The sequence below is a fragment of the Staphylococcus argenteus genome, from assembly GCF_000236925.1.
GTDB lineage: Bacteria > Bacillota > Bacilli > Staphylococcales > Staphylococcaceae > Staphylococcus > Staphylococcus argenteus.
Genome location: NC_016941.1, coordinates 2,125,888 through 2,149,612, shown reverse-complemented (window position 1 = coordinate 2,149,612; position 23,725 = coordinate 2,125,888). Strand labels below are relative to the sequence as shown.

Genomic DNA, 23,725 nt, shown 5'->3' with positions numbered 1-23,725 from the left:
GCTTGAAGTACCCTATACGACAAGTAGCAGAAATTTTGCCAGAGAAATATACGAGGTATATTTTACTAAAAGAATTTCAGCGATTATTTCCATACCAGTGGAATATAATTGTGGAAAGACAGCAAACTTACAAAGAAAAAGCGCAACACCTATATAAAGTTAAAAAAATCAAAAATAGATATAATACGAAAAGTGCAGAAGAATATTTTTTCTCGATTCCTCAAGTAAAATACATTCTTTCAGCAGGAAGAATGAAAAAACATAAAGAGAATTATATTGCTTCAGAGATAAAAATAAAAAAAGCAGCTTTAGAAAAGAGTAGGAAGAATAAGAATTGGAAAATTGAAGAACGTTTAATAAAAGCTAAGAGATATACTCAAAAAGTTGATCCAGAATACTTAAATATTTATATGAAAGCTTATCATAAGAAAGATATAACTACAGAAGAAAAACTAGAAATTCTAACGGAATTAAAAAAATTTGATACAGAAAATATAGTGCGTTTTTTTAGAAAATTAAATGATGCTGAACAAAATAAAATGATTAGAAATTTAGCCTTTAAATATTTACAAGATTACGGTCACTATGTGAAACTAAGGGAAAATTTTAAAGGAAAGAAGAAAGTATATCAAACTGAGAGAGCTTCTTTAGACACTAAAAAACCTGAAGATTTATATAATGATTTAACAAATAAGAATATTCAATCTCAAAAAGTCTATGATATTTTTATTTCTCATAGTACGAAAGATAAGAAGACAGTTGAAGATATTATAAGAGTTTTTAATGAACAAAATAAAACGTGTTATTGTGATTGGACTATGGATCAAGATTATTTAAAAAGGAAGTATGTTGGTGAATATACAAAACAAGTATTGAAGGCTCGTATGGAGCAAAGTAAAATGCTAGTTTTGTTGAGAACGGAGAATTCAGTTCAATCTGATTGGGTTAGTTTTGAAATAGAATACTTTGAAAATCTAAAAAAACCTATATATATAGTAGAGTCTCTTGAAGAATTATTAGAGGCTTTTTCAGATTAGATATATTAAAAATGGAGGGACTTAGAGTTGGCGCGTAAAACATTTATTTCATATAAATACTCTGAAGCAAAAGATTTAAGAGATAAAATAGTGGAATCTCTAGGAGAAGATGCTAAATATTATCAAGGAGAGACAAGTGATTCTCCTGATATGTCCGATAGAATAACAGAGTATATTAAAGAAGAATTAAAAAATAAGATATATTCAACTTCAGTAACAATTGTAGTTATTTCACCTAATATGAAAGAAAGTAATTGGATTGATTGGGAAATAGAATACTCAGTTAAACAAATGAAAAGAGGAGATAGAACATCTAGTACTAATGGTGTTGTAGGGGTTGTTATGAAGCATAATGGTGATTATTCATGGTTAAGAAATTCTGTTACTAATTCAGATGGTCATACCGCTATTCATACTGACAATAGTTATTTATATGACATAATAGTGAAGAATAGATTTAATCAAGAACCTATAGAATATACGTGTGATGAATGTAAAAATATAGATGCATTAACAGGATCTTTTATTTCTTTAGTAGAAGAAGATGAATTTTTGGGTAATCCAACTAAATATATAGAAAATGCATATGAAAAAAGTAAAAAAGCAACGAATTATAATATCTGTAGAAGAAAATAAAAAACTATAACTAAAATTGTAAGTCAATTTTAACTCATGTCTTAACTTGTTAAGTTTTAATCAATCTTTATTCCAAACCCACACATGTTTTAAAAATTTAAGTATAAAAGGCACCCTTTTAGATGATATGTCTAATAGGGTGTTTTTGTTTAATTATACTATCGTGTTTTGACTTATATAATAAATCGGACTGATGGAAAATTTTACTTTTCATCTGTCTGATTTTTGATTTTGAATATAAAAAACGAGATTCTAAATACTTTAATTTATTATAATAGTCTGACAATTCGTTATAATATGTTACGATAATTTTAAAGTATTGAACATTGCCTTAAAAAGGGAGGGGTGCATATGTTAATCACATTGAATCATGTTGGGCGTCTTAAACAAGGTAAGCCTATATTACAAGATGTTTCTTGGCAAATTAATGAAGGTGATAAATGGATTCTATATGGTTTAAATGGTGCTGGCAAGACAACACTACTAAATATTTTAAATGCATATGAACCTGCAACATCTGGAACTGTTAATCTATTCGGTAAAATACCAGGTAAATTAGGTTATTCTGCAGACGATGTACGTCAACAAATTGGATTTGTATCACATAGCTTATTGGAGAAATTTCAAGAGGGTGAAACGGTAATAGATGTTGTAATGAGTGGTGCTTTTAAATCTATAGGTATTTATAAAAACGTGGATGATGACATTATAAGTGAAGCACATCAATTGCTAAGATTAGTAGAAATGTCTGATAAAGCTCAACAATTTATAGGTTATTTATCTACTGGTGAAAAACAACGTGTAATGATTGCTAGAGCATTAATGGGGCAACCACGTATTTTAATTTTAGATGAGCCAGCAGCCGGATTAGATTTTATTGCTCGTGAGTCGCTGTTGAACATATTAGACTCACTGTCAGATACGTATCCAACACTAGCAATGATTTATGTAACGCACTTTATTGAAGAAATCACTGCCAACTTTTCCAAAATTTTACTGTTAAAAGATGGTCAGAGTATTCAACAAGGTGCTGTAGAAGAAATATTAACATCTGAAAACATGTCTCATTTCTTCCGAAAAAAAGTAAAAGTTCAACGATGGAAACAACGTTTTTCAATGATGATGTTCGAGTAAATACTTTGCAAATACTAGGTAATAATGACACAATTTAATTAATATAGTATTGATAGTGGAGGATAATATGGATAACGTAAAAGCAATATTTTTAGACATGGATGGTACGATTTTACATGAGAATAATAAGGCGACAACTTATACCAAAGATGTTATTAAGCAGTTGCGAGAAAAAGGGTTCAAAGTATTTTTAGCAACTGGTCGTTCACATTCTGAAATACATCAACTAGTTCCTCAAGATTTTGTTGTTGATGGTATTATTAGTTCAAATGGTACTATTGGTGAAGTAGATGGGCAAATTATTTTTAAACATGGTTTATCTTTAACTCAGGTAAAACAAATAGTTAATTTAGCTAAGCAACAACATATTTATTATGAAGTATTCCCATTTGAAGGAAATAGAGTAGCTTTAAAAGAAGATGAAACATGGATGCGAGAGATGATTCATAGTCAAGATCCCATTAATGGTGTGAGTCATAGTGAATGGTCTTCTCGACAAGATGCACTTGCAGGTAAGATTGAGTGGGTAAGTGAGTTTCCGAAAGGTGAATATTCCAAAATTTATCTTTTCAGTTCGAATTTAGAAAAAATCACGACATTTAGAGATGAATTAAAGCAAAATCATGTGCAACTACATATCAGTGTTTCTAATTCATCGAGATTTAATGCAGAAACAATGGCTTATCAAACTGATAAGGGGACGGGTATTAAAGAAATGATTGAACACTTTGGCATTCGTCAAGATGAAACATTGGTTATTGGAGACAGTGATAACGATAGAGCAATGTTTGAATTTGGTCATCATACAGTTGCTATGAAAAATGCACGCCCTGAAATACAAGCATTAACTTCAGACGTAACGACATATACGAATGAAGAAGATGGCGCAGCTAAATATTTAGCAGATCATTTTTTAGCTGAATAATTGTGTTTTTATATTTAATTTACAATAGTTGATGAGTAATATACACAAAAGCAGTAAAGTTATTTTCGATTAGAAAATGTCTTACTGCTTTTTTGTGTGCTTATAAATATTTTGCTTCAAACACTTGTGCTATTTCTTATTTTTCTTCTCCATGTATGGAATAAAGAACACTACAAATAGCGCGCAGAGTATAGCTATAATTGATCCATATGTCATGGTTACATCTCCTTTTTATGTTGAATGGTTATAAGTTTAAATTATCTTGTAAAACCAACACTATTTGAATCGTCTACACTTAGTTGAATGGCAATGATAATTTAATAATGTACATTTTTGATTGTTTAGACATGCACAATTTTATCATGTTTGTACTATTTTTTTATCTTTATCATCTGTAACAAATAAATAATTCCGTAATTCAGTGTCTGACAACCATTCTATCCCTTGTTTATCGAGTTGTTAACGAAATGAAAAACCTTATACTATAAATATTTAAACATGTTCATGTTCAAATATTTATAGGGCAATTTGAATAGATGATGGCTAATTTCTTAATAAAGTGGTGATGCCTATGGTTATAGTGGTTACTCCTAATCAGTTACTAAAGTTTCTCGTTTAATTAATGAGGTCGCTGTTTAACAATATTTATTCTAATAGAATTTACCCAACTATGTATAGACAATGCACTTAGTTATTTTAGAAAGGAGTTCCTAACCAGCTAAAGTAGAATAAGAGGAACACAGTTGGATGCTGCGCATCAACTGTATAAGAGCCCCAAACAACTAAAGTTGAAAAGTAGGAGCGCCTGCGCTAAACGCATGCATAAGAGCCCTTAACAACTAAAGTAGAATAAGAGGAACACAGTTGGATGCTGCGCATCAACTGCATAAGAGCCCCTAACAACTAAAGTTGAAAAGTAGGAGCGCCTGCGCTAAGCGCATGCATAAGAGCCCCTAACAACTAAAGTTGTAAGGGGCTCTAAATTTTATTTTGGTTGATTGTCTTCTGGTTTATCTGAAGTAATCGTTTTTGTAGTCTCATCTTTTAATGAATCTTGTGCTTTTTCTGTTTTTGTTTCAACAGATGTTGTCACTTTTTCATTTTCTACTTTTGTACTTTTTGGTTCAGTCACGACATTTTTGTTTTTGTCAGCTGATTTTACTTTATGTTTAGTAATTTTTTGACCACGTTTTAAGTAATATTGCACGATACCCATTAAAATGATTGCATGAATAACAACAAATAAAATGATTGTTAGTACTGTATAAACTTTTATGATATTTTCTGCAACATTTTGAGAGAGTGATTGCGTATTTAATGTAATCAAGTAACCAACAGGTACTTTAAATAAAATAGTAATTAAGTTTAATAAGAGAATTCCAATGAAAAATTTGATAAATGTTTTTTGACCATTTTTCATTGCTTTAAATCCATTAGCTAAGTGTGTTTTTACTTTATAGTTAGTTGATTCAACGAAACTAGTCATAAAGTTGAAAACAGGTATTAACAATAACCAAGTAATTATTGCTTTAATCAATGAAACAACAATGATTATGATACTTTGAGTTGTAATAGCGATACCAATCATGTGTGTACTATCTGCAGCTGATGATTGTACTGAATTCATAATCATTTCTAAAACTGGAGATAATAATTTGTACAGTAATGATGTCAGAAGTGAAAGAACGATAAGCATTGCTATAGATACAAGCCCAATAATAACGCTCTTTAAATAATTACCTTTTTTAAATGCAATAAATAGATTGGTAAATTGTACTTTCTCATTTTTCATTGCTCGTTTCATAACATTTATAATGCCGATGAAAATTTGAGTGAAAACAAACAGTGAAAGTGCAGCTGCTATAAGTAATATAGCGATAACAAACAAGTATGCATCTCCTGGCGGTTGTTGCCCAAATTGTGAATAAATTGAAATGGTTTGTACACTCTTAGCAAGCTGAAAATTAGCAAGTAAATATACAACTGCAATTACAGCAAATGCTATAAATGAATATATCAATGTTAGTAATAATTGTGGTTTAGCATTTTTTAATGCTGATTTAAAGTAAGTAAACAAAGTGGTGCCTCCTTTTCTTCATATAAATACAATAACAAAAAACACGTTATTTTCATATTAATATCTAATAAAATTTAATTAAAGTGACTAAAGTTAGAGTATTAGAATAGTAAATTGTCAAAAATATGACTAATGTGAGAAATAATAGTTGAAAATTTGATAATAAACATTGCGTCATCAAAAATCAAACGAGGCACCCCAAAAAAACCTACTCCCATTGAAAAGTTTAATCAATGGGAGTAGGTTAAAATCATTAATGTACGTGTGCGTGGTGATGAGCATGGTGGTTATGTGAATGACTATGTGTTCCTGAACATATAGTCGATTCATCATGTTTGTGATTAGGTGTTTCTAATTGAATAGTCATATGATGAATATTTAAATGTAATAAATCATGCTCAATATTTTCTAATAATAATTCACATTCTTTCATTGTCAATGTATGGTCTACAACAACATGACAGCTTAATGCATTCATATCATTCGAAATTGTCCAAACATGGCAATCATGCACGCTTTGTATTCGTGAATCCTTTTTAATAGTAGTTATAACTTCATCTATATCAACATCACTTGGTGTGCCTTCCATTAAAATATTAATTGAAGACTTTGTGATACCCCAAGCACTTTTTAAAATAATAACTGAAACTAAAATACTTGCGATAGGATCGGCGATTGTCCATCCAAATGCCCAAATTAAAATAGCTGCAGTAATGGCGCCAACTGAACCTAGTAAGTCTCCGATAACATGTAGAAAAGCACCGCGCATATTTAAATTGTGTGAAGTGTCGCCGCCTTTAAACATAAAGAATGCAACAACGATATTGACAATTAAACCAATAATACTAATGATTAACATTTCTTTTGATTGAACTTCTGAAGGAACAAAGAAACGTTTAATCGCTTCAAAAACTATCAAAATACTTATTACAAAAAGTGTTACACCATTAAATAATGCTGCAAGCACCTCGAAGCGTTTATAACCAAATGTTTTCGTAGTTGTGGCATTTTTTTCAGCATAAATAAATGCCACAAGTGCAACACCTAATGAAAATGTATCGCTAAACATATGGATACCATCAGATAATAATGCCAAACTATTAGCAAGAAGACCACCGATGATTTCGATAAACATGTATAAGCCAATAATTAAAAACGAAATAAACAATACTTTCTTATTATTTGTTGTCACATGACTGTGCATGTGGTCGTGATGATGATGTGAATGAGACATATTATAACCCACTTTCTTTAGGATGATTCGCGTGATTAATAGCTTGCTTTAACATAGTTGCTACGTGGATGTCATCTAATGAGTAAATCATTGACTGACCTTGTCGTTTTGCTTTTACAAGATGAACGCTTTTAAGTAATTTCAATTGATGAGAGACATTCGATTGAGATAAGTTTAATTGGTGTGATATGTGACCAACGCTTGCTTCGCTCACAGATAGTAAATCCATAATACGTATTCGATTGTAATCACCTAATGCCTTGAAAATATCAGTGACTCGTTCTAAAGTATCTGTATGTATTTCTGAATACTGTTCTGACATTATATGACAATCCTTTCATATGAATATTTGTTCATATATTAATTTATAATGTTCTTAATCGGATGTCAAATCTTTTTTATGGTGTTTAAAGTTTTGTAAAGTGCAGAACGTGGTATGGCATAGTGGCTATTAAAAAGGAGGAAAATGTAAATGAATATTTTAGTTATAGGTGCTAATGGTGGCGTAGGTTCATTATTAGTGCAACAATTAGCAAAAGAAAATGTGGCATTTACAGCAGGTGTTAGACAATCAGATCAATTAAACGCGTTAAAATCACAAGGTATGAAAGCAACGTTAGTTGATGTAGAAAATGATTCAATTGAGACATTAACTGAGACATTTAAACCTTTTGATAAAGTTATTTTTTCTGTAGGATCTGGAGGAAGTACGGGGGCAGATAAAACAATTATCGTTGACTTAGATGGTGCTGTTAAATCGATGATTGCTAGTAAAGAAGCGGGTGTTAAGCATTATGTCATGGTATCAACATATGATTCGAGACGACAAGCTTTCGATGCAAGTGGTGATTTAAAACCATACACGATTGCTAAACATTACGCAGATGATTACTTAAGACGTTCGGGCTTAAACTATACAATATTACATCCGGGTGCATTAACTAATGCTGCAGGATCTGGAAAAATTGAAGCTGCACAATATTTTGAAGGTAAAGGCGAAATACCTAGAGAAGATGTTGCGACTGTTTTAAAAGAAATTGTTACATCAAATCATTATAATAACCAAGAATTTCAAATTATTAGTGGTGACCAAGACATTAAAGAAGCATTAACATCATTTCAACATGACGTTGATTAATTTTGAATATACTTTTCATTTTCAACGAGTTACACTTTCGTAACTCGTTTTATTTATTTAAAGGAACGATTTATTCCAAGATAAATATTAAAAATGAATGTTTGCATGATAAACATGTATTTTACAAAGAAATTGAACAATGTATGACACAACTATTAAAGTTGTTTATTAATTGGTATAATGAGCGAGTAAATTTAATAAGAAGCATACAACAATTAATTGCGTTATATCATATTTTGTTTATGTGAGAATTGTAAATGTATAGGCGTTGTAAATTTCATTAAAGCGCTTTAATTGACGGTACTGCAATAATGTTAAATATGATACAATCACTATTAGTTAATTTTATATTGTACGAATTTATGATTCGATTTAAATGAGACAATGAAAAACATAATGGAACAACATCATCAGAGTTCTATTGCTTACTTAAATACAATGGAGGTGCAACAATGCCATTATTTTTACAACCAATTTTAAAAACAAAATTATGGGGCGGTCAACGTTTAAGTACGTTCGGATATCATCTAGACAATGATAAAACTGGAGAATGCTGGTGTGTGTCCGCACATCCAAATGGTACAAGCGAAATCATAAATGGGCCATATAAAGGGCAAACATTAGACCAAGTTTGGTCAGAACATCGCGAATTGTTTGGTGATTTTCCGAGTAAAGATTTTCCGCTACTAACTAAAATTGTGGATGCGAGAGAATCGCTATCAATTCATGTGCACCCGGATAATTCATATGCTTATGAGCATGAAAATGGGCAATATGGTAAGTCTGAATGTTGGTATATTATTGATGCGGAAGAGGATGCAGAAATTGTAATAGGCACTTTAGCAGAATCTAGAGAAGAAATTGCACATCATGTGCAACAAGGTACAGTTGAGTCAATTTTGAGATATATTAAAGTAAAGCCAGGCGAATTTTATTTTATCCCTGCAGGTACGGTACATACAATTACATCGGGCATTCTGGCCTACGAAACGATGCAATCCTCAGATATTACATATAGGCTATATGACTATAATCGTGAAGATGATTTAAACAATGAAAGGCCTTTAAATATTGAAAAAGCTTTAGATGTTATTCAATATAATGCGCCACTGCCAAATATTTTGCCAGAAAGTGAAATTATTGAAAATCATAAATGTACGCATATCGTATCTAATGATTTCTTTACGTTGGTAAAATGGGAGATTTCAGGTACGCTGAATTATATGAAACCAAGAGAGTTTTGCTTAGTGACAGTGTTGCAAGGAGAAGGTCAAATTATTGTAGATGGTGAAATATTCAAACTAACAACAGGCACTAACTTTATTTTAACTTCAGAAGATTTGGACAGTGTCTTTGAAGGTGAATTCACATTGATGATTAGTTACGTTTAGCAATTCAATAATCATTTAGGAGTTAATGAAATGAAGCAATTTCTTTATATTGCGTTAGTATGTGGTGTCATAGCCGGCCTCGGTGCTTTTTTACATATACCACAATATCCAAGTATGACGGTACCACGTATCGTAGCTATTTTAGGTATTATCAGTGCTGTAATTACATTTAAAGATAAACAAATTAGTACATCTTTAAAATTCAGTGCAGTGCTCATTAACATGTTGCCGTTATTTGGCACATTTGTAGCTACTAACTAATAATAATTAAAACGTTTTAGCTAATGTAAATTGACGAATTAACATTTAGAATAGATAACCGTTTTTTTATAGATATAATAACGCAAATGTATATACTAATAAACGAATCCCCTCGCTGATACTATAGAGAGGGGTTTTTTATATGGTGAAAAGGATTGATATCATATAATATCTAAATTTAATTGGTAAATACTACTTACTTAGGGTGTTTGTATATGATTTTTTATTTTCAGGAGCATAGTGGCTTTTAGTATCTAAGATTAATGAATACTTAACTCTGATAATTCAAAGTATGATTTATATGCAAAATAGGTTACTAAATATGTTAAACTATTTGTAACAATTTTTATTATTAAACAGGTATAAAGTCACACTTTTTGCATTGCAAAATAGGATGACTTATCTAATAGACTAAGCTATTAGGAATAATAACAATGCGAAAAAAACGCAGTGAATTAAGGAGTATTAAGATGACAGCAGAAGCAAATTATTTTTGGTTGAATTGTGGATATAACCGTTGGAATCATAATGAACCGTTAGTTGGTCAAACAGCTTTATTTGAATCGGGAGCACATTTTAATCCATCTCAAGGGTTTAGAGCATTCAAAAAAGCTAAAGTAGGAGATCAAGTCATCTTTTATCAAGTTCAAACAGATACTGGTTTACTTGGATGTGGTGAGATTATTAGTGTTGAAACAGGAGCACAAAATAAAATACGTGTAAAGTTTCGTTTTAATGAGCAATTGAAACCTTTAACGGCTGATTATTTGAAACGTAGTGAAGCATTAGAATTTCGTATAAGTAATATGAAAGAAACATTGTTCAATCAAATTACAGCTGAAGAGTTTGATTTAATTAGCGGACTTGGAAAAGGGGAAATTAAAATCCCCCGTTATTTCTTTTTAGCTGAAACAGAAGAATTTGAGCCTGGTCACCAATATACGATTTATACACATACATACAATGGTATTAAACGTAATGGTTATCATTTTTATACTCAGTTAGAAGAAGGCGACAATATTATTTTTTATAATAGAACGAAAAATCAATCTGTCGTTGGTATTGGAGAGGTATCAAAACATATTCATGAGAAACCACCAATTCCAGGTAGAACTAATAGTACGGTAATTGAAGTGTCTTATGAAAAAGATATAACTCCAATCACTTTGAGTACTTTAAATAAACATCCTAAACTGAAAAATTTATATTTCCTTCAAGAAAATGCTAAGCAAGCAATTGCAAGTATGTCACAGGCGCAGTATGATGCAATTCTTGAAGTGAGTGAAAATAATGGTTTGAAGTCACCTTTTGAAATGGTTCAGAAACCAGACTTACTTGAAGATGAAAAAGAAGAAACGTTAAAACCATTTATCATGTTAGTCGTTGACCAAAAAGAAGAAGGTTTAAAGGCTGCGAATGATTTATTACAAAAAGCTAATGCCAATCCAGTCATTACAACTGGACATCCTGATTTTTCAGAAGATATGTTATACGGCAAATATTTACCAAATGAAACAGGAGCATTATATTATCGCGAAGGTTTTATTACACAGCTCATGCCGAAAAAGGACAAAAGTTATTTAGTTATTGATAATTTTAATCGAATTGATCCGGATATTTTTCAAACATATATTAATGTTTTAGAAGGATATGAAGTAACATTGCCACGATATAATAAAGATGGCAATATGATTAAATGGTCTCGACAAAAAGATTCTTTCTATTATTTCAATCCTAATTGGCATATTGTAGGTATTACATATGATAGTTTGGAAGATATTAAGGCTAAATACTCAGAACAATTTTTGAAATATACACGTATCGTTAAGGTTAAACACGACTAGAATAGGAGTAGGACAGTTAAAAATCAATAATGATTTAATATGTAGTGGTTCTTACACATTGGCCACAGGTAATTTGTAAGTTGGGCCCGGCTGTATAGGTTGAGTAGAATTGAAAAAGCTTGTTAAAAGCGCACTTTCATTGAGTCATCAACTGTTAATATAATATTGTAGAGCCTAGGATAGTGTGAAATGCTCCTTTCTAAGTAGATATTGAAAAAATAAAAAACCACATATAAATATAAAGCGGGTAATCATAAGTTAAGTATTAAACTTATTATAGATTGCTCGTTTTTGTTTTAAGAACAGAAAACTAAAATGTTGAATGCTAATAATAGTCGTTTTTTTTATTAAAAGAAACTTTTTGTGATAAATAATGGGATTTATTAAACGAAGAAATGATGTATATATATCTGTAATTATGATGGTTACTACTGAAAATGATTAAAATTATGATTGTATTTTAAATGTGGTACGCGATAAATGCATAATATTAAATAAAACTTTATGTCAATTTCGTGTCTCTAGGACTTATAAAGTGACAACTTGGTTTAAATGTTTTTAAATAAGGAAAACTAACTATAACTATTCATAAAGGAGTTAATAAATTATGCCAATCGTATATTATGATGGGAACTGTATATACTGTTATAACTATGTCATTTGGTTAATTCAACATGACTTACCAAAAAATTATCAATTTGCTACGTTAAAAGGTGAAATCGGACAACAATTTTTTGAACAACATCCAGAAGCTGCAAATAAAAATAGTGTGATTTTGCAGAAAGGTGACAAAATATATTTTGAATCACAAGCAATTATTAAATTAATCACAGCTCTACCTAATGCAACTAAACTACTTGGCGTAGGTTTATGGATAGTACCAAAACCAATTCGTAATTTTGGATATCGAATGTTTGCTAATAATCGAAATCGAATGTGGAAAACTACGTGGCACCAACCAAATGAATATGAAAAATCATTCTTTTTAGATGATAATGCTAAAGTAAAGTTAACTGATTGATAAAATCTATCTTCTAATTGATAATATATATATAAGCATAATTACGTATAGTTAATTAGTAGATGATTATGTGATAAAACATAAAGTGCTAATTTAGAATGATTACAAAAAAGAGGATAAAAACACTTTACAGATTAGAATCATTATAATATAATAATTAATATAAACAAGGAAAGATAATTAACAATTTTAAGGAGTGTATTAAATATGAGTAATCAACAAGATGTTGTTAAAGAATTGAACCAACAAGTAGCAAACTGGACTGTAGCTTATACTAAACTACATAATTTCCACTGGTATGTGAAAGGACCTAACTTCTTCTCATTACACGTTAAATTTGAAGAATTATATAATGAAGCAAGCCAATATGTAGACGAATTAGCTGAAAGAATCTTAGCAGTAGGTGGGAACCCTGTAGGTACTTTAACTGAATGCTTAGAGCAATCAATTGTGAAAGAAGCTGCGAAAGGTTATTCTGCTGAACAAATGGTAGAAGAGTTATCTCAAGATTTTACAAACATTTCTAAACAGTTAGAAAAAGCAATTGAAATTGCTGGAAATGCCGGTGATGATGTATCAGAAGATATGTTTATTGGAATGCAAACGTCAGTGGATAAACATAACTGGATGTTTAAATCATACCTAAGCTAATTATAGATAACCAATGATATAGATAAAAGCCAACATTTAATGGTCACTTTACCATTAAATGTTGGCTTTTTATTTGGAAAAATAGGCATCAAAAATTATGATGCGCTATCGATATAATTTAATTTATTCTGCAATTTCTAGAGCAATTTCCATCATTTGCGTGAATGAATTTTGACGTTCTTCTGGTGTTGTTGCTTCGTCACGTAAAATATGGTCGCTTACTGTAAAGATACCAAGTGCTTTTTTACCAGAATGGATTGCGTTTAAATATAAACCAGCTGATTCCATTTCTATACCTAAGATACCCATCTTTTTCCAAGCATCATTGAATGTTGAATCAGCATTATAAAATGTATCAGAAGATAATACATTACCTACGTGAGTTGTAGCTCCGATTTGGTCAGCAACATTTTTAGCTTTAGTAACTAGCTCAAACTCAGCGATAGGCGCAAAATGTCCAGGAATATTGTATTGATCTACGTAATTTGAATTTGTTGATGCAGCTTGTGCAATAATTACGTCGTATAAGTTAACATTTTCTTGTAATGCGCCACAAGATCCGATACGAATGATTGTATCAACATCAAAGAAATTATATAACTCATATGAGTAAATTCCAATACTTGGAATTCCCATACCAGAACCCATTACTGATACTTCTTTTCCTTTATATGTACCTGTGTAACCAAACATGTTACGTACGTCATTAAATTGTTCAACATTTTCTAAAAAGTTATCAGCAATATATTTTGCACGTAGAGGATCGCCAGGCATTAATACAGTTTTAGCTATTTTTACTCCGTTTGGTTGAATATGTGGTGTACCTTTTGTCATTTGTTATCTTCTCCTTAATATTCATTAATAGTTTTAAGATAACATTTGTTTCCCTTTTTTGCGAATTTTTGTACTATAGAATTAAAGAATTATAAAAATATATTTCTGATTAGCTTGTTGACAAGTCATCAAATGTAAATATGGTATCATGTTCAATTGTATTTAAATGTTTTGGGAAATGAAAATGTATAACTGTTCATGTATGCGTTTACATAAATGAATGGCAAGATAATTATATTTTTAAAATAAATAGACTCATCGACAGCTAATGTTTAATTTGTATTTTTATAATCAACCATAAAGGAGGAGATTAAAATGAACGATGCAAAATTGATTGATCACACATTGTTGAAACCTGAATCAACACGCGCGCAAATCGACAAAATTATCGATGAAGCGAAAGCATACAACTTTAAATCTGTATGTGTCAATCCAACGCATGTTAAATATGCAGCGGAGCGTCTAGCTGATTCAGACGTGTTAGTTTGTACTGTGATTGGCTTCCCATTGGGAGCGTCGACAACTGCAACGAAAGCATTTGAAACAAAAGATGCGATTCAAAATGGTGCAGATGAAATTGATATGGTCATCAACATTGGCGCATTAAAAGATGAGCGTTATGATGATGTACAACAAGACATTGAAGCTGTAGTTAAAGTGGCAAAAGGACACACAGTGAAAGTAATTATTGAGACGGTATTGTTGAACCGTGATGAGATTGTAAAAGCGAGTGAGTTAACCAAAGCAGCTGGTGCAGACTTCGTTAAAACATCAACAGGTTTTGCAGGTGGCGGTGCGAAAGCAGAAGACGTTAAATTAATGAAAGACACAGTAGGTGCGGATGTAGAAGTAAAAGCATCAGGTGGCGTACGCAATTTAGAAGATTTTAACAAAATGGTTGAAGCGGGAGCAACACGTATTGGTGCGAGCGCAGGCGTTCAAATTATGCAAGGCTTAGAAGCAGATTCAGATTACTAAGTTTAAAAATAAAAATAATGAGCATGGGACATAGTGTTCATAATTTAAGCGAGTCGAAATGATCTTTAAATCATCAAACATTTCTGTGATTCGAATATACATTTATGGGAAAGTGAAATCGTAACGAATCAATCTGTTTTAGAAAAATTTTTACATTTGAAACAAGATATAGAATTTGACATCGATAGCTTACAAAAAATAATTTTCAAGTGTATATATTCAAAATGAGTATTAGAAATATAAATGCTCTGTCCTAAGCTCTAACAAAAAGGATGATAAAAATGAGAATGATAGATATTATTGAGAAAAAACGTGACGGTCATGCATTAACTACTGAAGAAATTAATTTCTTTATTGATGGATATGTAAAAGGAGACATTCCCGATTATCAAGCATCAAGTTTAGCTATGGCGATTTATTTTCAAGATATGAATGATGATGAAAGAGCTGCATTAACGATGGCGATGGTTAATTCTGGCGATATGATTGATTTAAGTGACATTAAAGGTGTGAAGGTAGATAAACATTCAACAGGTGGTGTTGGAGATACAACAACATTAGTATTAGCACCATTAGTTGCTGCAGTTGACGTTCCAGTCGCTAAGATGAGTGGTCGTGGATTAGGTCATACAGGTGGAACGATTGATAAATTAGAAGCGATAGACGGTTTCCATGTAGAAATAGACGAATCAACATTCGTTAAATTAGTGAACGATAATAAAGTAGCTGTTGTTGGACAATCAGGTAACTTAACGCCGGCAGACAAAAAATTGTATGCTTTAAGAGATGTTACAGGTACGGTTAACTCAATCCCATTAATTGCCTCTTCAATCATGAGTAAAAAAATTGCTGCGGGTGCTGATGCAATCGTATTAGATGTAAAAACAGGTAGTGGTGCTTTTATGAAAACTTTAGAAGATGCTGAAGCATTAGCGCATGCCATGGTAAGAATTGGTAATAATGTTGGAAGAAATACAATGGCAATTATTTCTGACATGAATCAACCGCTTGGTCGAGCAATAGGTAATGCGCTCGAATTAAAAGAAGCTATAGATACTTTGAAAGGTCATGGCCCAGAAGACTTAACAGAACTTGTATTAACATTAGGTTCTCAAATGGTTGTGTTAGCTAACAAAGCTGACACACTAGAAGAAGCAAGAGCGCTATTAATTAAAGCGATTGAATCTGGAGCTGCCTTAGACAAATTCAAAACTTTTGTAGAAAATCAAGGTGGCGACGAAACAGTAATCGATCATCCAGAACGTTTACCTCAAGCAGCATATCAAATTGATTACAAAGCGAAAAATTCAGGCTATGTTACGGAGTTAGTATCAAATGACATTGGTGTAGCTTCAATGATGCTAGGCGCAGGACGTTTAACAAAAGAAGATGATATTGATTTAGCAGTTGGTATTGTTTTAAATAAAAAAATTGGGGATAAAGTAGAAGCAGGCGAATCATTATTAACAATTCATAGTAACCGTCAAAATGTAGATGATGTCATCAAAAAATTAGACACAAGCATTACAATTGAAGATCAAGTGGTATCGCCTACGTTAATTCATAAAATCATAACAGAGTAGGAGAGGAAAGCGATTGAACATATTGAGATATTTATTAGGTATAGGCTTTAGTGCAATTGGCGTTTTACATTTTACAAGAGAACAACAATTTAGAAATATCATACCAAAATGTTTACCGCTTCGAAAAACAGCAGTCATAATTACAGGTGTTTTTGAAATATTATTTGGGTTAGCACTATTAGTTAAAAAACCTTCGCAATGTTTGAAAAATGTAATCAATCTGTTCTTGTTAGCAGTATTCCCAGCTAATATTTACATGGCTGTTAAAAAATTACCACTAGGTGATAAACAGTTGCCAACATGGCAGTTGTATTTAAGATTACCTATGCAATTTGTATTAATGGGAATCATTAAAAAATTATAACTACTGAATTAGATTCAATGGATGTGTAATTGAAGAAATAAAGCAGTTAGACAATGGTGAAAGTGTCATCATTGTTTAACTGCTTTTTAAATTGAGACGAATATATATATTGAAAAAAGGTTGTTTATTTTCCAGTACCGAACACGTCATGCCATTCATCGCGTTTATCTAAAAATGCTTGTGCGATTGTTTTAGCACCTTCTAAGGAATGACTTGCAGCCCAACCACATTGCACTTCGTTACATGCAGGAACTTCCGTTGCATTTAACACATCATTTAATGTTGCTTCAATAATATTTAGCACATCATCGTAATTGTCATGGTTGATAAATGACACATAGAAACCAGTTTGGCAACCCATAGGACTTAAGTCTACTACTTTATCACTATGGTTTCTAATGTTCTCAGCCATTAAATGTTCTAATGAATGTAACCCAGGCATGTCCATATGTTCTTTATTAGGCTGTTTGAAGCGAATATCATATTTATGAATCACATCTCCGTTCAAGCCTTCCATTGTCCCCGCTAATCTAATAAAAGGTGCAACCACTTTAGTATGATCTAAATTGAAACTTTCTACATTCATTTTTGTCATCTTATTTCCTCCTATTAATTTCTCAACACTATAAACCGCATATAATTTGTTACATTGTGAAACGTAAATTTGCTGTAAGTTTTACTATCTAACAATACTTTGATTGTAACAATAGCGCTAATGTTTTACAATTTGAAACTTTCGATAATATATGAGCTTTCATTTTAGTTGTTAGAAAATTTAGTAAATAAAGAAAAATTAGATGACATCACGAGATAAAACCGATAGAATAAGTAATAATTCATTTTGAAAGAACAAAATATTGTGGATGATTAAAATGGTTGTAGGGTAAAAGGGAGATAATAAAAATGAGTGAAAAACAACAAATTCTCGATTATATTGAAACGAATAAATATAGCTATATCGAAATCAGTCATAGAATTCATGAGCGTCCAGAACTTGGAAATGAAGAAATATTTGCGTCTCGAACTTTAATAGATAAATTGAAGGAAAATGACTTTAGTATAGAGACTGAAATTGCGGGTCATGCGACAGGATTTATTGCTACATATGATTCAGGCGTTGATGGTCCAGCTATTGGATTTTTGGCGGAATATGATGCTTTACCAGGATTAGGGCATGCTTGTGGACATAACATTATTGGAACAGCGAGTGTACTTAGTGCCATAGGGCTAAAGCAAGTGGTTGATCAAATAGGTGGTAAAGTTGTTGTGCTTGGATGCCCAGCTGAAGAAGGTGGAGAAAACGGGAGTGCCAAAGCTTCTTATGTTAAAGCTGGTGTTATTGATCAAATAGACATTGCTTTGATGATTCATCCTGGAAATGAAACGTATAAAACAATCGATACTTTAGCAGTTGATGTATTAGACGTTAAGTTTTATGGGAAAAGTGCCCATGCATCTGAAAATGCAGATGAAGCATTAAACGCATTAGATGCCATGATTAGCTATTTTAACGGTGTAGCACAACTCCGACAACATATTAAAAAAGGGCAACGAGTACATGGGGTTATTTTAGATGGAGGGAAAGCTGCAAATATTATTCCAGATTATACTCATGCACGTTTTTACACTCGAGCGATGACGCGAAAGGAATTGGACGTGTTGACAGAAAAAGTAAATCAAATTGCTAGAGGAGCGGCGATTCAAACTGGTTGTGACTTTGAGTTTGGTCCAATTCAAAATGGCGTAAATGAGTTTGTTAAAGCACCGAAATTAGATGATTTATTTGTAAAATATGCCGAAGAGGTTGGCGAAGCGGTAATTGAAGATGATTTTGGTTATGGCTCAACAGATACTGGAAATGTAAGTCATATCGTACCAACAATACATCCACACATTAAAATTGGCTCTCGTAATTTAGTAGGACATACACACAGATTTAGAGAAGCAGCCGCTAGTGTTCATGGGGATGAAGCATTGATTAAGGGTGCAAAAATCATGGCATTAATGGGATTAGAGTTAATAACAAATCAAGAATTATATCAAGACATAGTTGAAGAACATGCGCATTTGAAAGGGAATGGGAAGTAATGACAAAACGTGATAATAACGTAAATTTAACGTTAAGTGATTTATATGAAAACGATGTCGTATATACATCAAGACCTTCATATATTTCAAATCCGTGGTTAAAACCAGACGAACATCAATCTAACTTTTTAACAGGTAGGGAATTATTAATTGCAAATGAATTGCCAGTCATTGTTCATGAAGCAAGCGTAACAAATAAGTTACATCAATTATTTAAAATGATTGGGAAAAAAGTGCCAAGTACAATTTATAAGTTTAATAATCAGGAAACGTATGAAGCATTAATTGGACAATTGGCGCATGAAATGAATAAAAAAATTTATTTTCAATATATTCATGATGAATCGATTTTAAGTCAACAATATTATGCAATGGACAAAACGTTATTTGTTGCTTTAAATAATAAAGCGCGTATTCCTGAATGGACGAATGGTAAGTTTTTACCTAAAAGAGAAATTGTAAGTGCTGAGGATTTTGAAGAAGTAATTAAAAAATGGGATTTTCCATTTGTCATCAAGCCTGGAGATGATCTTCCGACGGCAGGTGGTTATGGTGTGATGATATGTTACCATGAAGAAGATTTACAAAAAGCAACAGCACGTATACAGGATGCGACTGCTGAAACGAAGTCTCTTATTATCGAACAAAAAATTGAAGAAAAAGCGAATTATTGTGTTCAGTTTGCCTATTCAAAAGAGATGGGTATTCATTATATTGGTGCAGCTACACAATTGACTGATCGATATGGATTCTACAATGGAAATGAAAATGCAATTGATACCCCAGAACATGTCATTGAAGCAGGAAGACAAATTATGGAAATTGGTGTGAATAAAGGGTTCTTTGGCATAGCTGGCTTTGATTTACTAGTTGATCAAAATGATGATGTATATGCAATTGATTTGAATTTTAGGCAAAATGGATCTACAAGTATGTTATTGCTGTCTAACGAATTAAATCCAGGGTATCAAAAATTTTATAGCTACCATTCAAGAGGTGATAATGCGCATTTCTTCAATACTATTTCGAAATATGTAGATGAAGGAATTTTATATCCATTGTCATATTATGATGGCGATTGGTATGGTGACAATAAAGTTAAGTCAAGGTTTGGTTGTATTTGGCATGGAGATTCAAAAGAAGCAGTATTAGAAAAAGAACAAGCATTTATAGCAGAACTTGATAACAAATAATAGTTCTTGTAGCGAATCTAGACAATTAAAAGATTGATAAACTGAAAATTTTTCTAAATATTTAAATGCCTATGATGTTAAATGTTTTAATGTTTGTGTATAAAAATATTGAGATGTGGATGGTTTCTATTAAAAGTTGATAGAAGGCATCCTCGTTTTAGTGAAAAGTGAAAGGTATTGGAAGTAGTAAGTATTATTAAATATAAGAAGTCCTAGTAGCTTATGCTTTAATTTATAAGGGGATCATTCTTAACTCGGAAACATGACATTAAATTGAACTCGAGATATGTCTCATTGACTATCATGTTGGAGTCATTTACTATTTTAAGTATTACATATTTTGAAAAGTGAGGGTCAAGGATGTCTTATAAAACATATTCGTTCTTTAGAGATATATTAATAAATGAATATATTTATTTTGCCTCTAAAAATAAAAAATTAGTACGTCTTAATTATAAAAGTAAAGACTACATAGGCGTATGGACAGATGAAAATATGGCCGAATCATTTTTAACAAGTCGAGATATTCCTTTTGATAAAGTAGTTAAAATGGATGTTGATAGATTTGCGACTTATGAATTAGATGATTTATTCGATGAACAAGATCATATAGTTATGAATCAAACGATTGAAGAAGAGGGTCATTTATTAAATGTGGTCAGTGTGACACAAGAAATTATGACAGAATTAGACAAAATCAGATTAAAGGAATTTGTGCAAGATGTCGCAAAGTATGATGAAGTCTATGGTTTAACAAAAAAAGGAAGCAAACAATTCATTCTTATTAGTGAAAATGATAATGATGAAAAAAGACCTCATATTATGCCGGTATGGAGTATAAAAAGCAGAGCATTAAAAGTAAGAGATGAAGATTTTGAAGAATGTGATCTTATTACAATCGAGGGTTCTGTCTTTAGTGAATGGCTAGATGAACTTAGAGATGATCAAAAGGCTGTCGCTATAGATTTGAAAACAGGTGTAGTTGGTACGATTGTATCAGCACAAAAGTTATCAAATGAATTAACGTTTTAATAGAATCGAATTATAAGTACTTGAGTAATCATAATTGAAATGATTAGTATTCTAAAACACAAAGAACATAAAACAAAGACCATTTATATAGCGTTTATTTATAGCAACGCTCATATAAATGGTCTTTTTCTACTTTCCTAAATTTAATGCCCCTATGGCACCTGAAAATGCGCCGTTTTCAACATAGTATGGTTTGCAACCACGTAAAACAGTATAGTCCTCAACAACTTGACGCAATAATGCGTTGTTATTAAAGGAAGAACCAATGTAAACGATATTTTCAGTTTTAAATTCACGTGCAACTGTGATTGCCATTGTTGTAACAACTTCACCTACAACACCAATTACGGCTGCTAACTTATTACTTGCTGTGAAGTCAGCATCTAAATGATGCAGTACATGTCCGAAATTAGCTGCGGTTAAGTCACCGGGAATTGGAGGTTCGGTATCTTTATAAATATGTCTAACTTTTAAATCGATGGTGTTACGATCGCCATGTTGCGCCAAGTCAGTTAATTGTTTATAGTCAGTGATTTGACTTAGTAGATAACCAAGTCCTTGAATCATGCCGCCTCCCGTACCAATACCACCAACTCGACGTTGCGAATGCCCGTCGAAGTAATGTAGTGATGTACCAGTACCGACATTTGCAAAAATATAGTCAGTTATATCATGACCTTGCTCTTTTAATAAAATACCTAAACCTTTAGATGCAGCGTCAAACTCAACAAATATTTGCGCAGGTATATTGATGTTTTCAGCGATGACACCCGCATTACCTCCAGTTAAAGCTAACTTTTCAATTTGTTGTTGATTTAGCCATTCAATAACTTGATCAATATTTTTAGTTAATTCAGTTTTATAAATGCGTTGGTTATCTTGCTCTTGAACGATTTTTATAAGTGTACCGCCAGCATCAATGCCAACTTTCATAGGATTCCCACCTCGTCATTAATATATATCCTTAAATAATAGTATAGTAAAATTACTAAAAAACAAGTGGAAATAACTACTATTTACAAAATTGATACCTTAATATTTCAAAATTGTAAGCGTTTAGCAATAAAATGACAAACATACATGTAATGTGTCATAATTTTATGTTTTTTAAGTGGGAAGAAATTACTTTTAAACATTTTCTATATACAGTGAGTGGGCAGGTATATCGCTTTATATGAACAAGGGGAATAAAGCATGTTTGAAATTATATGATAGTCAATGAAGTAGTTCCAATTAATTTTAAAATTAAAAAGTGTATCAATCAATAATAAGAAAGATGTAGGGTAAATAATGGTATCGAGTTGCAATAATCGGTAAAATAATATGGGGTTACGTTTCATATATAAAGAGATAGGGGTTAAATATATGACTAAAGAACTATATTTTGAAGGTATTACATTAAAAGTATTTGAAGAACAATATCGTTCAGATATTAATGAATTTGAGTTAAATGAAAGACAGCAAATATACTCATCTTTACCTAAAGATGTTGTTGATGATGCAATTGAGGATACTGATAGGATTGCTAATGTAGCTATTAATGATCAAAATGACGTCGTTGGATTTTTCGTATTACATCGATATTATCAACATGAAGGTTATGACACACCTGAAAACGTCGTATATATTCGTTCATTATCTATAAATGAAAAATATCAGGGCTATGGCTACGGTACTAAGATAATGATGTCATTGCCACAATACGTTCAAGGATTATTTCCTGATTTTAATCACTTATATTTGGTTGTAGATGCTGAAAATGATAGTGCTTGGAATTTGTATGAACGTGCTGGGTTTATGCATACAGCGACTAAAGAAGAAGGACCAATTGGTAAAGAACGATTATACTATTTAGATTTAGATTCGAAGCATGTTTCTTCTTTGAAACTTGAAGCGGAAAGTCGTTCTGAAGTGACTAATGTACATATCATCAATTTAATGATTGATGGTCAAAAGGTTGGTTTTATTGCTTTAGAGCAAATCGGACAACGCATGAATATTGCAGCAATTGAAGTGGATAAATCTTATCGATTTAATGGTATTGGTTCTAGCGCACTCAGACAATTGCCTACTTACTTAAGAAAAAACTATGATAATCTTAATGTTATATCAATGATTTTGTTTGGGGAAAATAACGATTTTAAACCACTTTGTATTAATAGTAATTTTGTTGAAATAGAACAAACTGAAGATTATGTAGTTTTTGAAAAATATTTAAATTACTAACAGTGATTGCGAAATATGATATTGTCATTTATAATTTAGTTTTGTTACTATATATAAATGAATTCAGACGTATAAATT

The 23,725-nt window shown here is 31.6% G+C and carries 23 protein-coding genes; 17 read left to right on the top strand and 6 right to left on the bottom strand.

Going from position 1 to position 23,725, the window contains the following annotated elements; translation table 11 throughout:
* Positions 1–2 precede the first annotated feature (2 nt).
* The 4 genes from SAMSHR1132_RS10500 (at position 3) to SAMSHR1132_RS10485 (ending at position 3,732) form a co-directional block, all read left to right on the top strand.
* Positions 3–1,037: a toll/interleukin-1 receptor domain-containing protein gene (locus SAMSHR1132_RS10500; RefSeq protein WP_042355580.1), complete on the top strand. Its 1,035-nt coding sequence runs from the start codon at positions 3–5 to the stop codon at positions 1,035–1,037.
* Positions 1,038–1,064: 27 nt separating this feature from the next.
* Positions 1,065–1,673 (top strand): TIR domain-containing protein, encoded by a 609-nt coding sequence (locus SAMSHR1132_RS10495; protein WP_000101713.1) that lies wholly within the window; start codon positions 1,065–1,067, stop codon positions 1,671–1,673.
* A gap of 351 nt (positions 1,674–2,024) precedes the next feature.
* Positions 2,025–2,807, top strand: a complete 783-nt coding sequence (locus tag SAMSHR1132_RS10490) for an ABC transporter ATP-binding protein (protein WP_000909237.1) — start codon at positions 2,025–2,027, stop codon at positions 2,805–2,807.
* A 67-nt stretch (positions 2,808–2,874) separates the two neighbouring features.
* Positions 2,875–3,732 carry an HAD family hydrolase gene (locus SAMSHR1132_RS10485; RefSeq protein WP_000370916.1) on the top strand — a complete coding sequence of 286 codons (858 nt, stop codon included), beginning with the start codon at positions 2,875–2,877 and terminating at the stop codon, positions 3,730–3,732.
* A 985-nt stretch (positions 3,733–4,717) separates the two neighbouring features.
* Here SAMSHR1132_RS10485 and SAMSHR1132_RS10475 read toward each other — a convergent pair.
* From SAMSHR1132_RS10475 to czrA, 3 genes are all read right to left on the bottom strand, one after another.
* Positions 4,718–5,809, bottom strand: a complete 1,092-nt coding sequence (locus SAMSHR1132_RS10475) for a hypothetical protein (protein WP_000495697.1) — start codon at positions 5,807–5,809, stop codon at positions 4,718–4,720.
* Positions 5,810–6,062: 253 nt separating this feature from the next.
* A complete protein-coding gene (gene czrB / locus SAMSHR1132_RS10470; protein ID WP_000019747.1) occupies positions 6,063–7,043 on the bottom strand; it encodes a CDF family zinc efflux transporter CzrB in 981 nt (326 codons plus the stop codon).
* Between the two features lies 1 nt (position 7,044).
* The gene (gene czrA, locus SAMSHR1132_RS10465; RefSeq protein WP_000003754.1) at positions 7,045–7,365 is read right to left on the bottom strand and encodes a Zn(II)-responsive metalloregulatory transcriptional repressor CzrA; all 321 of its coding nucleotides are present in this window, start codon (positions 7,363–7,365) and stop codon (positions 7,045–7,047) included.
* Positions 7,366–7,515: 150 nt separating this feature from the next.
* Between czrA and SAMSHR1132_RS10460 the strand changes: the two genes are divergently transcribed.
* The 6 genes from SAMSHR1132_RS10460 (at position 7,516) to SAMSHR1132_RS10435 (ending at position 13,349) form a co-directional block, all read left to right on the top strand.
* A complete protein-coding gene (locus SAMSHR1132_RS10460; RefSeq protein WP_001024087.1) occupies positions 7,516–8,181 on the top strand; it encodes an SDR family oxidoreductase in 666 nt (221 codons plus the stop codon).
* Positions 8,182–8,633: 452 nt separating this feature from the next.
* Complete coding sequence (locus tag SAMSHR1132_RS10455; RefSeq protein WP_001127968.1) at positions 8,634–9,572, top strand: type I phosphomannose isomerase catalytic subunit; 939 nt, start codon at positions 8,634–8,636, stop codon at positions 9,570–9,572.
* A 30-nt stretch (positions 9,573–9,602) separates the two neighbouring features.
* Positions 9,603–9,833 (top strand): hypothetical protein, encoded by a 231-nt coding sequence (locus SAMSHR1132_RS10450; RefSeq protein WP_000808819.1) that lies wholly within the window; start codon positions 9,603–9,605, stop codon positions 9,831–9,833.
* A gap of 470 nt (positions 9,834–10,303) precedes the next feature.
* Positions 10,304–11,677 (top strand): EVE domain-containing protein, encoded by a 1,374-nt coding sequence (locus tag SAMSHR1132_RS10445; RefSeq protein ID WP_000123110.1) that lies wholly within the window; start codon positions 10,304–10,306, stop codon positions 11,675–11,677.
* 607 nt (positions 11,678–12,284) lie between these two features.
* Entirely contained in the window at positions 12,285–12,698 is a 414-nt protein-coding gene (locus SAMSHR1132_RS10440) for a thiol-disulfide oxidoreductase DCC family protein (protein WP_001123296.1), read from the top strand.
* Between the two features lie 207 nt (positions 12,699–12,905).
* Positions 12,906–13,349: a Dps family protein gene (locus SAMSHR1132_RS10435; RefSeq protein WP_000070865.1), complete on the top strand. Its 444-nt coding sequence runs from the start codon at positions 12,906–12,908 to the stop codon at positions 13,347–13,349.
* 123 nt (positions 13,350–13,472) lie between these two features.
* Here SAMSHR1132_RS10435 and deoD read toward each other — a convergent pair whose 3' ends face one another.
* Positions 13,473–14,183: a purine-nucleoside phosphorylase gene (gene deoD / locus SAMSHR1132_RS10430; protein WP_000160307.1), complete on the bottom strand. Its 711-nt coding sequence runs from the start codon at positions 14,181–14,183 to the stop codon at positions 13,473–13,475.
* 315 nt (positions 14,184–14,498) lie between these two features.
* On the opposite strand from deoD, the gene deoC reads away from it, so the two are divergent.
* The 3 genes from deoC (at position 14,499) to SAMSHR1132_RS10415 (ending at position 17,108) form a co-directional block, all read left to right on the top strand.
* On the top strand, positions 14,499–15,161 hold the full coding sequence (deoC, locus tag SAMSHR1132_RS10425) for a deoxyribose-phosphate aldolase (protein WP_000996041.1): 663 nt from the start codon (positions 14,499–14,501) through the stop codon (positions 15,159–15,161).
* 281 nt (positions 15,162–15,442) lie between these two features.
* Positions 15,443–16,744: a pyrimidine-nucleoside phosphorylase gene (locus SAMSHR1132_RS10420; protein WP_001242296.1), complete on the top strand. Its 1,302-nt coding sequence runs from the start codon at positions 15,443–15,445 to the stop codon at positions 16,742–16,744.
* A 13-nt stretch (positions 16,745–16,757) separates the two neighbouring features.
* On the top strand, positions 16,758–17,108 hold the full coding sequence (locus SAMSHR1132_RS10415) for a DoxX family protein (RefSeq protein WP_001024027.1): 351 nt from the start codon (positions 16,758–16,760) through the stop codon (positions 17,106–17,108).
* Positions 17,109–17,232: 124 nt separating this feature from the next.
* Here SAMSHR1132_RS10415 and SAMSHR1132_RS10410 read toward each other — a convergent pair whose 3' ends face one another.
* Complete coding sequence (locus tag SAMSHR1132_RS10410) at positions 17,233–17,703, bottom strand: S-ribosylhomocysteine lyase (protein WP_000164419.1); 471 nt, start codon at positions 17,701–17,703, stop codon at positions 17,233–17,235.
* 308 nt (positions 17,704–18,011) lie between these two features.
* Here SAMSHR1132_RS10410 and SAMSHR1132_RS10405 point away from each other — a divergent pair, with 308 nt between their 5' ends.
* The 3 genes from SAMSHR1132_RS10405 (at position 18,012) to SAMSHR1132_RS10395 (ending at position 21,421) form a co-directional block, all read left to right on the top strand.
* Positions 18,012–19,196, top strand: a complete 1,185-nt coding sequence (locus SAMSHR1132_RS10405) for a M20 family metallopeptidase (protein ID WP_001291489.1) — start codon at positions 18,012–18,014, stop codon at positions 19,194–19,196.
* Positions 19,196–20,389: an L-aspartate--L-methionine ligase LdmS gene (ldmS, locus tag SAMSHR1132_RS10400; protein WP_000166616.1), complete on the top strand. Its 1,194-nt coding sequence runs from the start codon at positions 19,196–19,198 to the stop codon at positions 20,387–20,389. The genes SAMSHR1132_RS10405 and ldmS overlap by 1 nt, the downstream gene beginning before the upstream one ends.
* A 360-nt stretch (positions 20,390–20,749) precedes the next feature.
* A complete protein-coding gene (locus tag SAMSHR1132_RS10395; RefSeq protein ID WP_000120748.1) occupies positions 20,750–21,421 on the top strand; it encodes a DUF2750 domain-containing protein in 672 nt (223 codons plus the stop codon).
* A 129-nt stretch (positions 21,422–21,550) separates the two neighbouring features.
* Here the strand turns inward: SAMSHR1132_RS10395 and coaW are convergent, their stop codons facing one another.
* Positions 21,551–22,354, bottom strand: a complete 804-nt coding sequence (gene coaW / locus SAMSHR1132_RS10390) for a type II pantothenate kinase (RefSeq protein WP_000862723.1) — start codon at positions 22,352–22,354, stop codon at positions 21,551–21,553.
* Between the two features lie 432 nt (positions 22,355–22,786).
* Between coaW and SAMSHR1132_RS10385 the strand changes: the two genes are divergently transcribed.
* Positions 22,787–23,647: a GNAT family N-acetyltransferase gene (locus tag SAMSHR1132_RS10385; protein WP_000159616.1), complete on the top strand. Its 861-nt coding sequence runs from the start codon at positions 22,787–22,789 to the stop codon at positions 23,645–23,647.
* Positions 23,648–23,725: the final 78 nt, after the last annotated feature.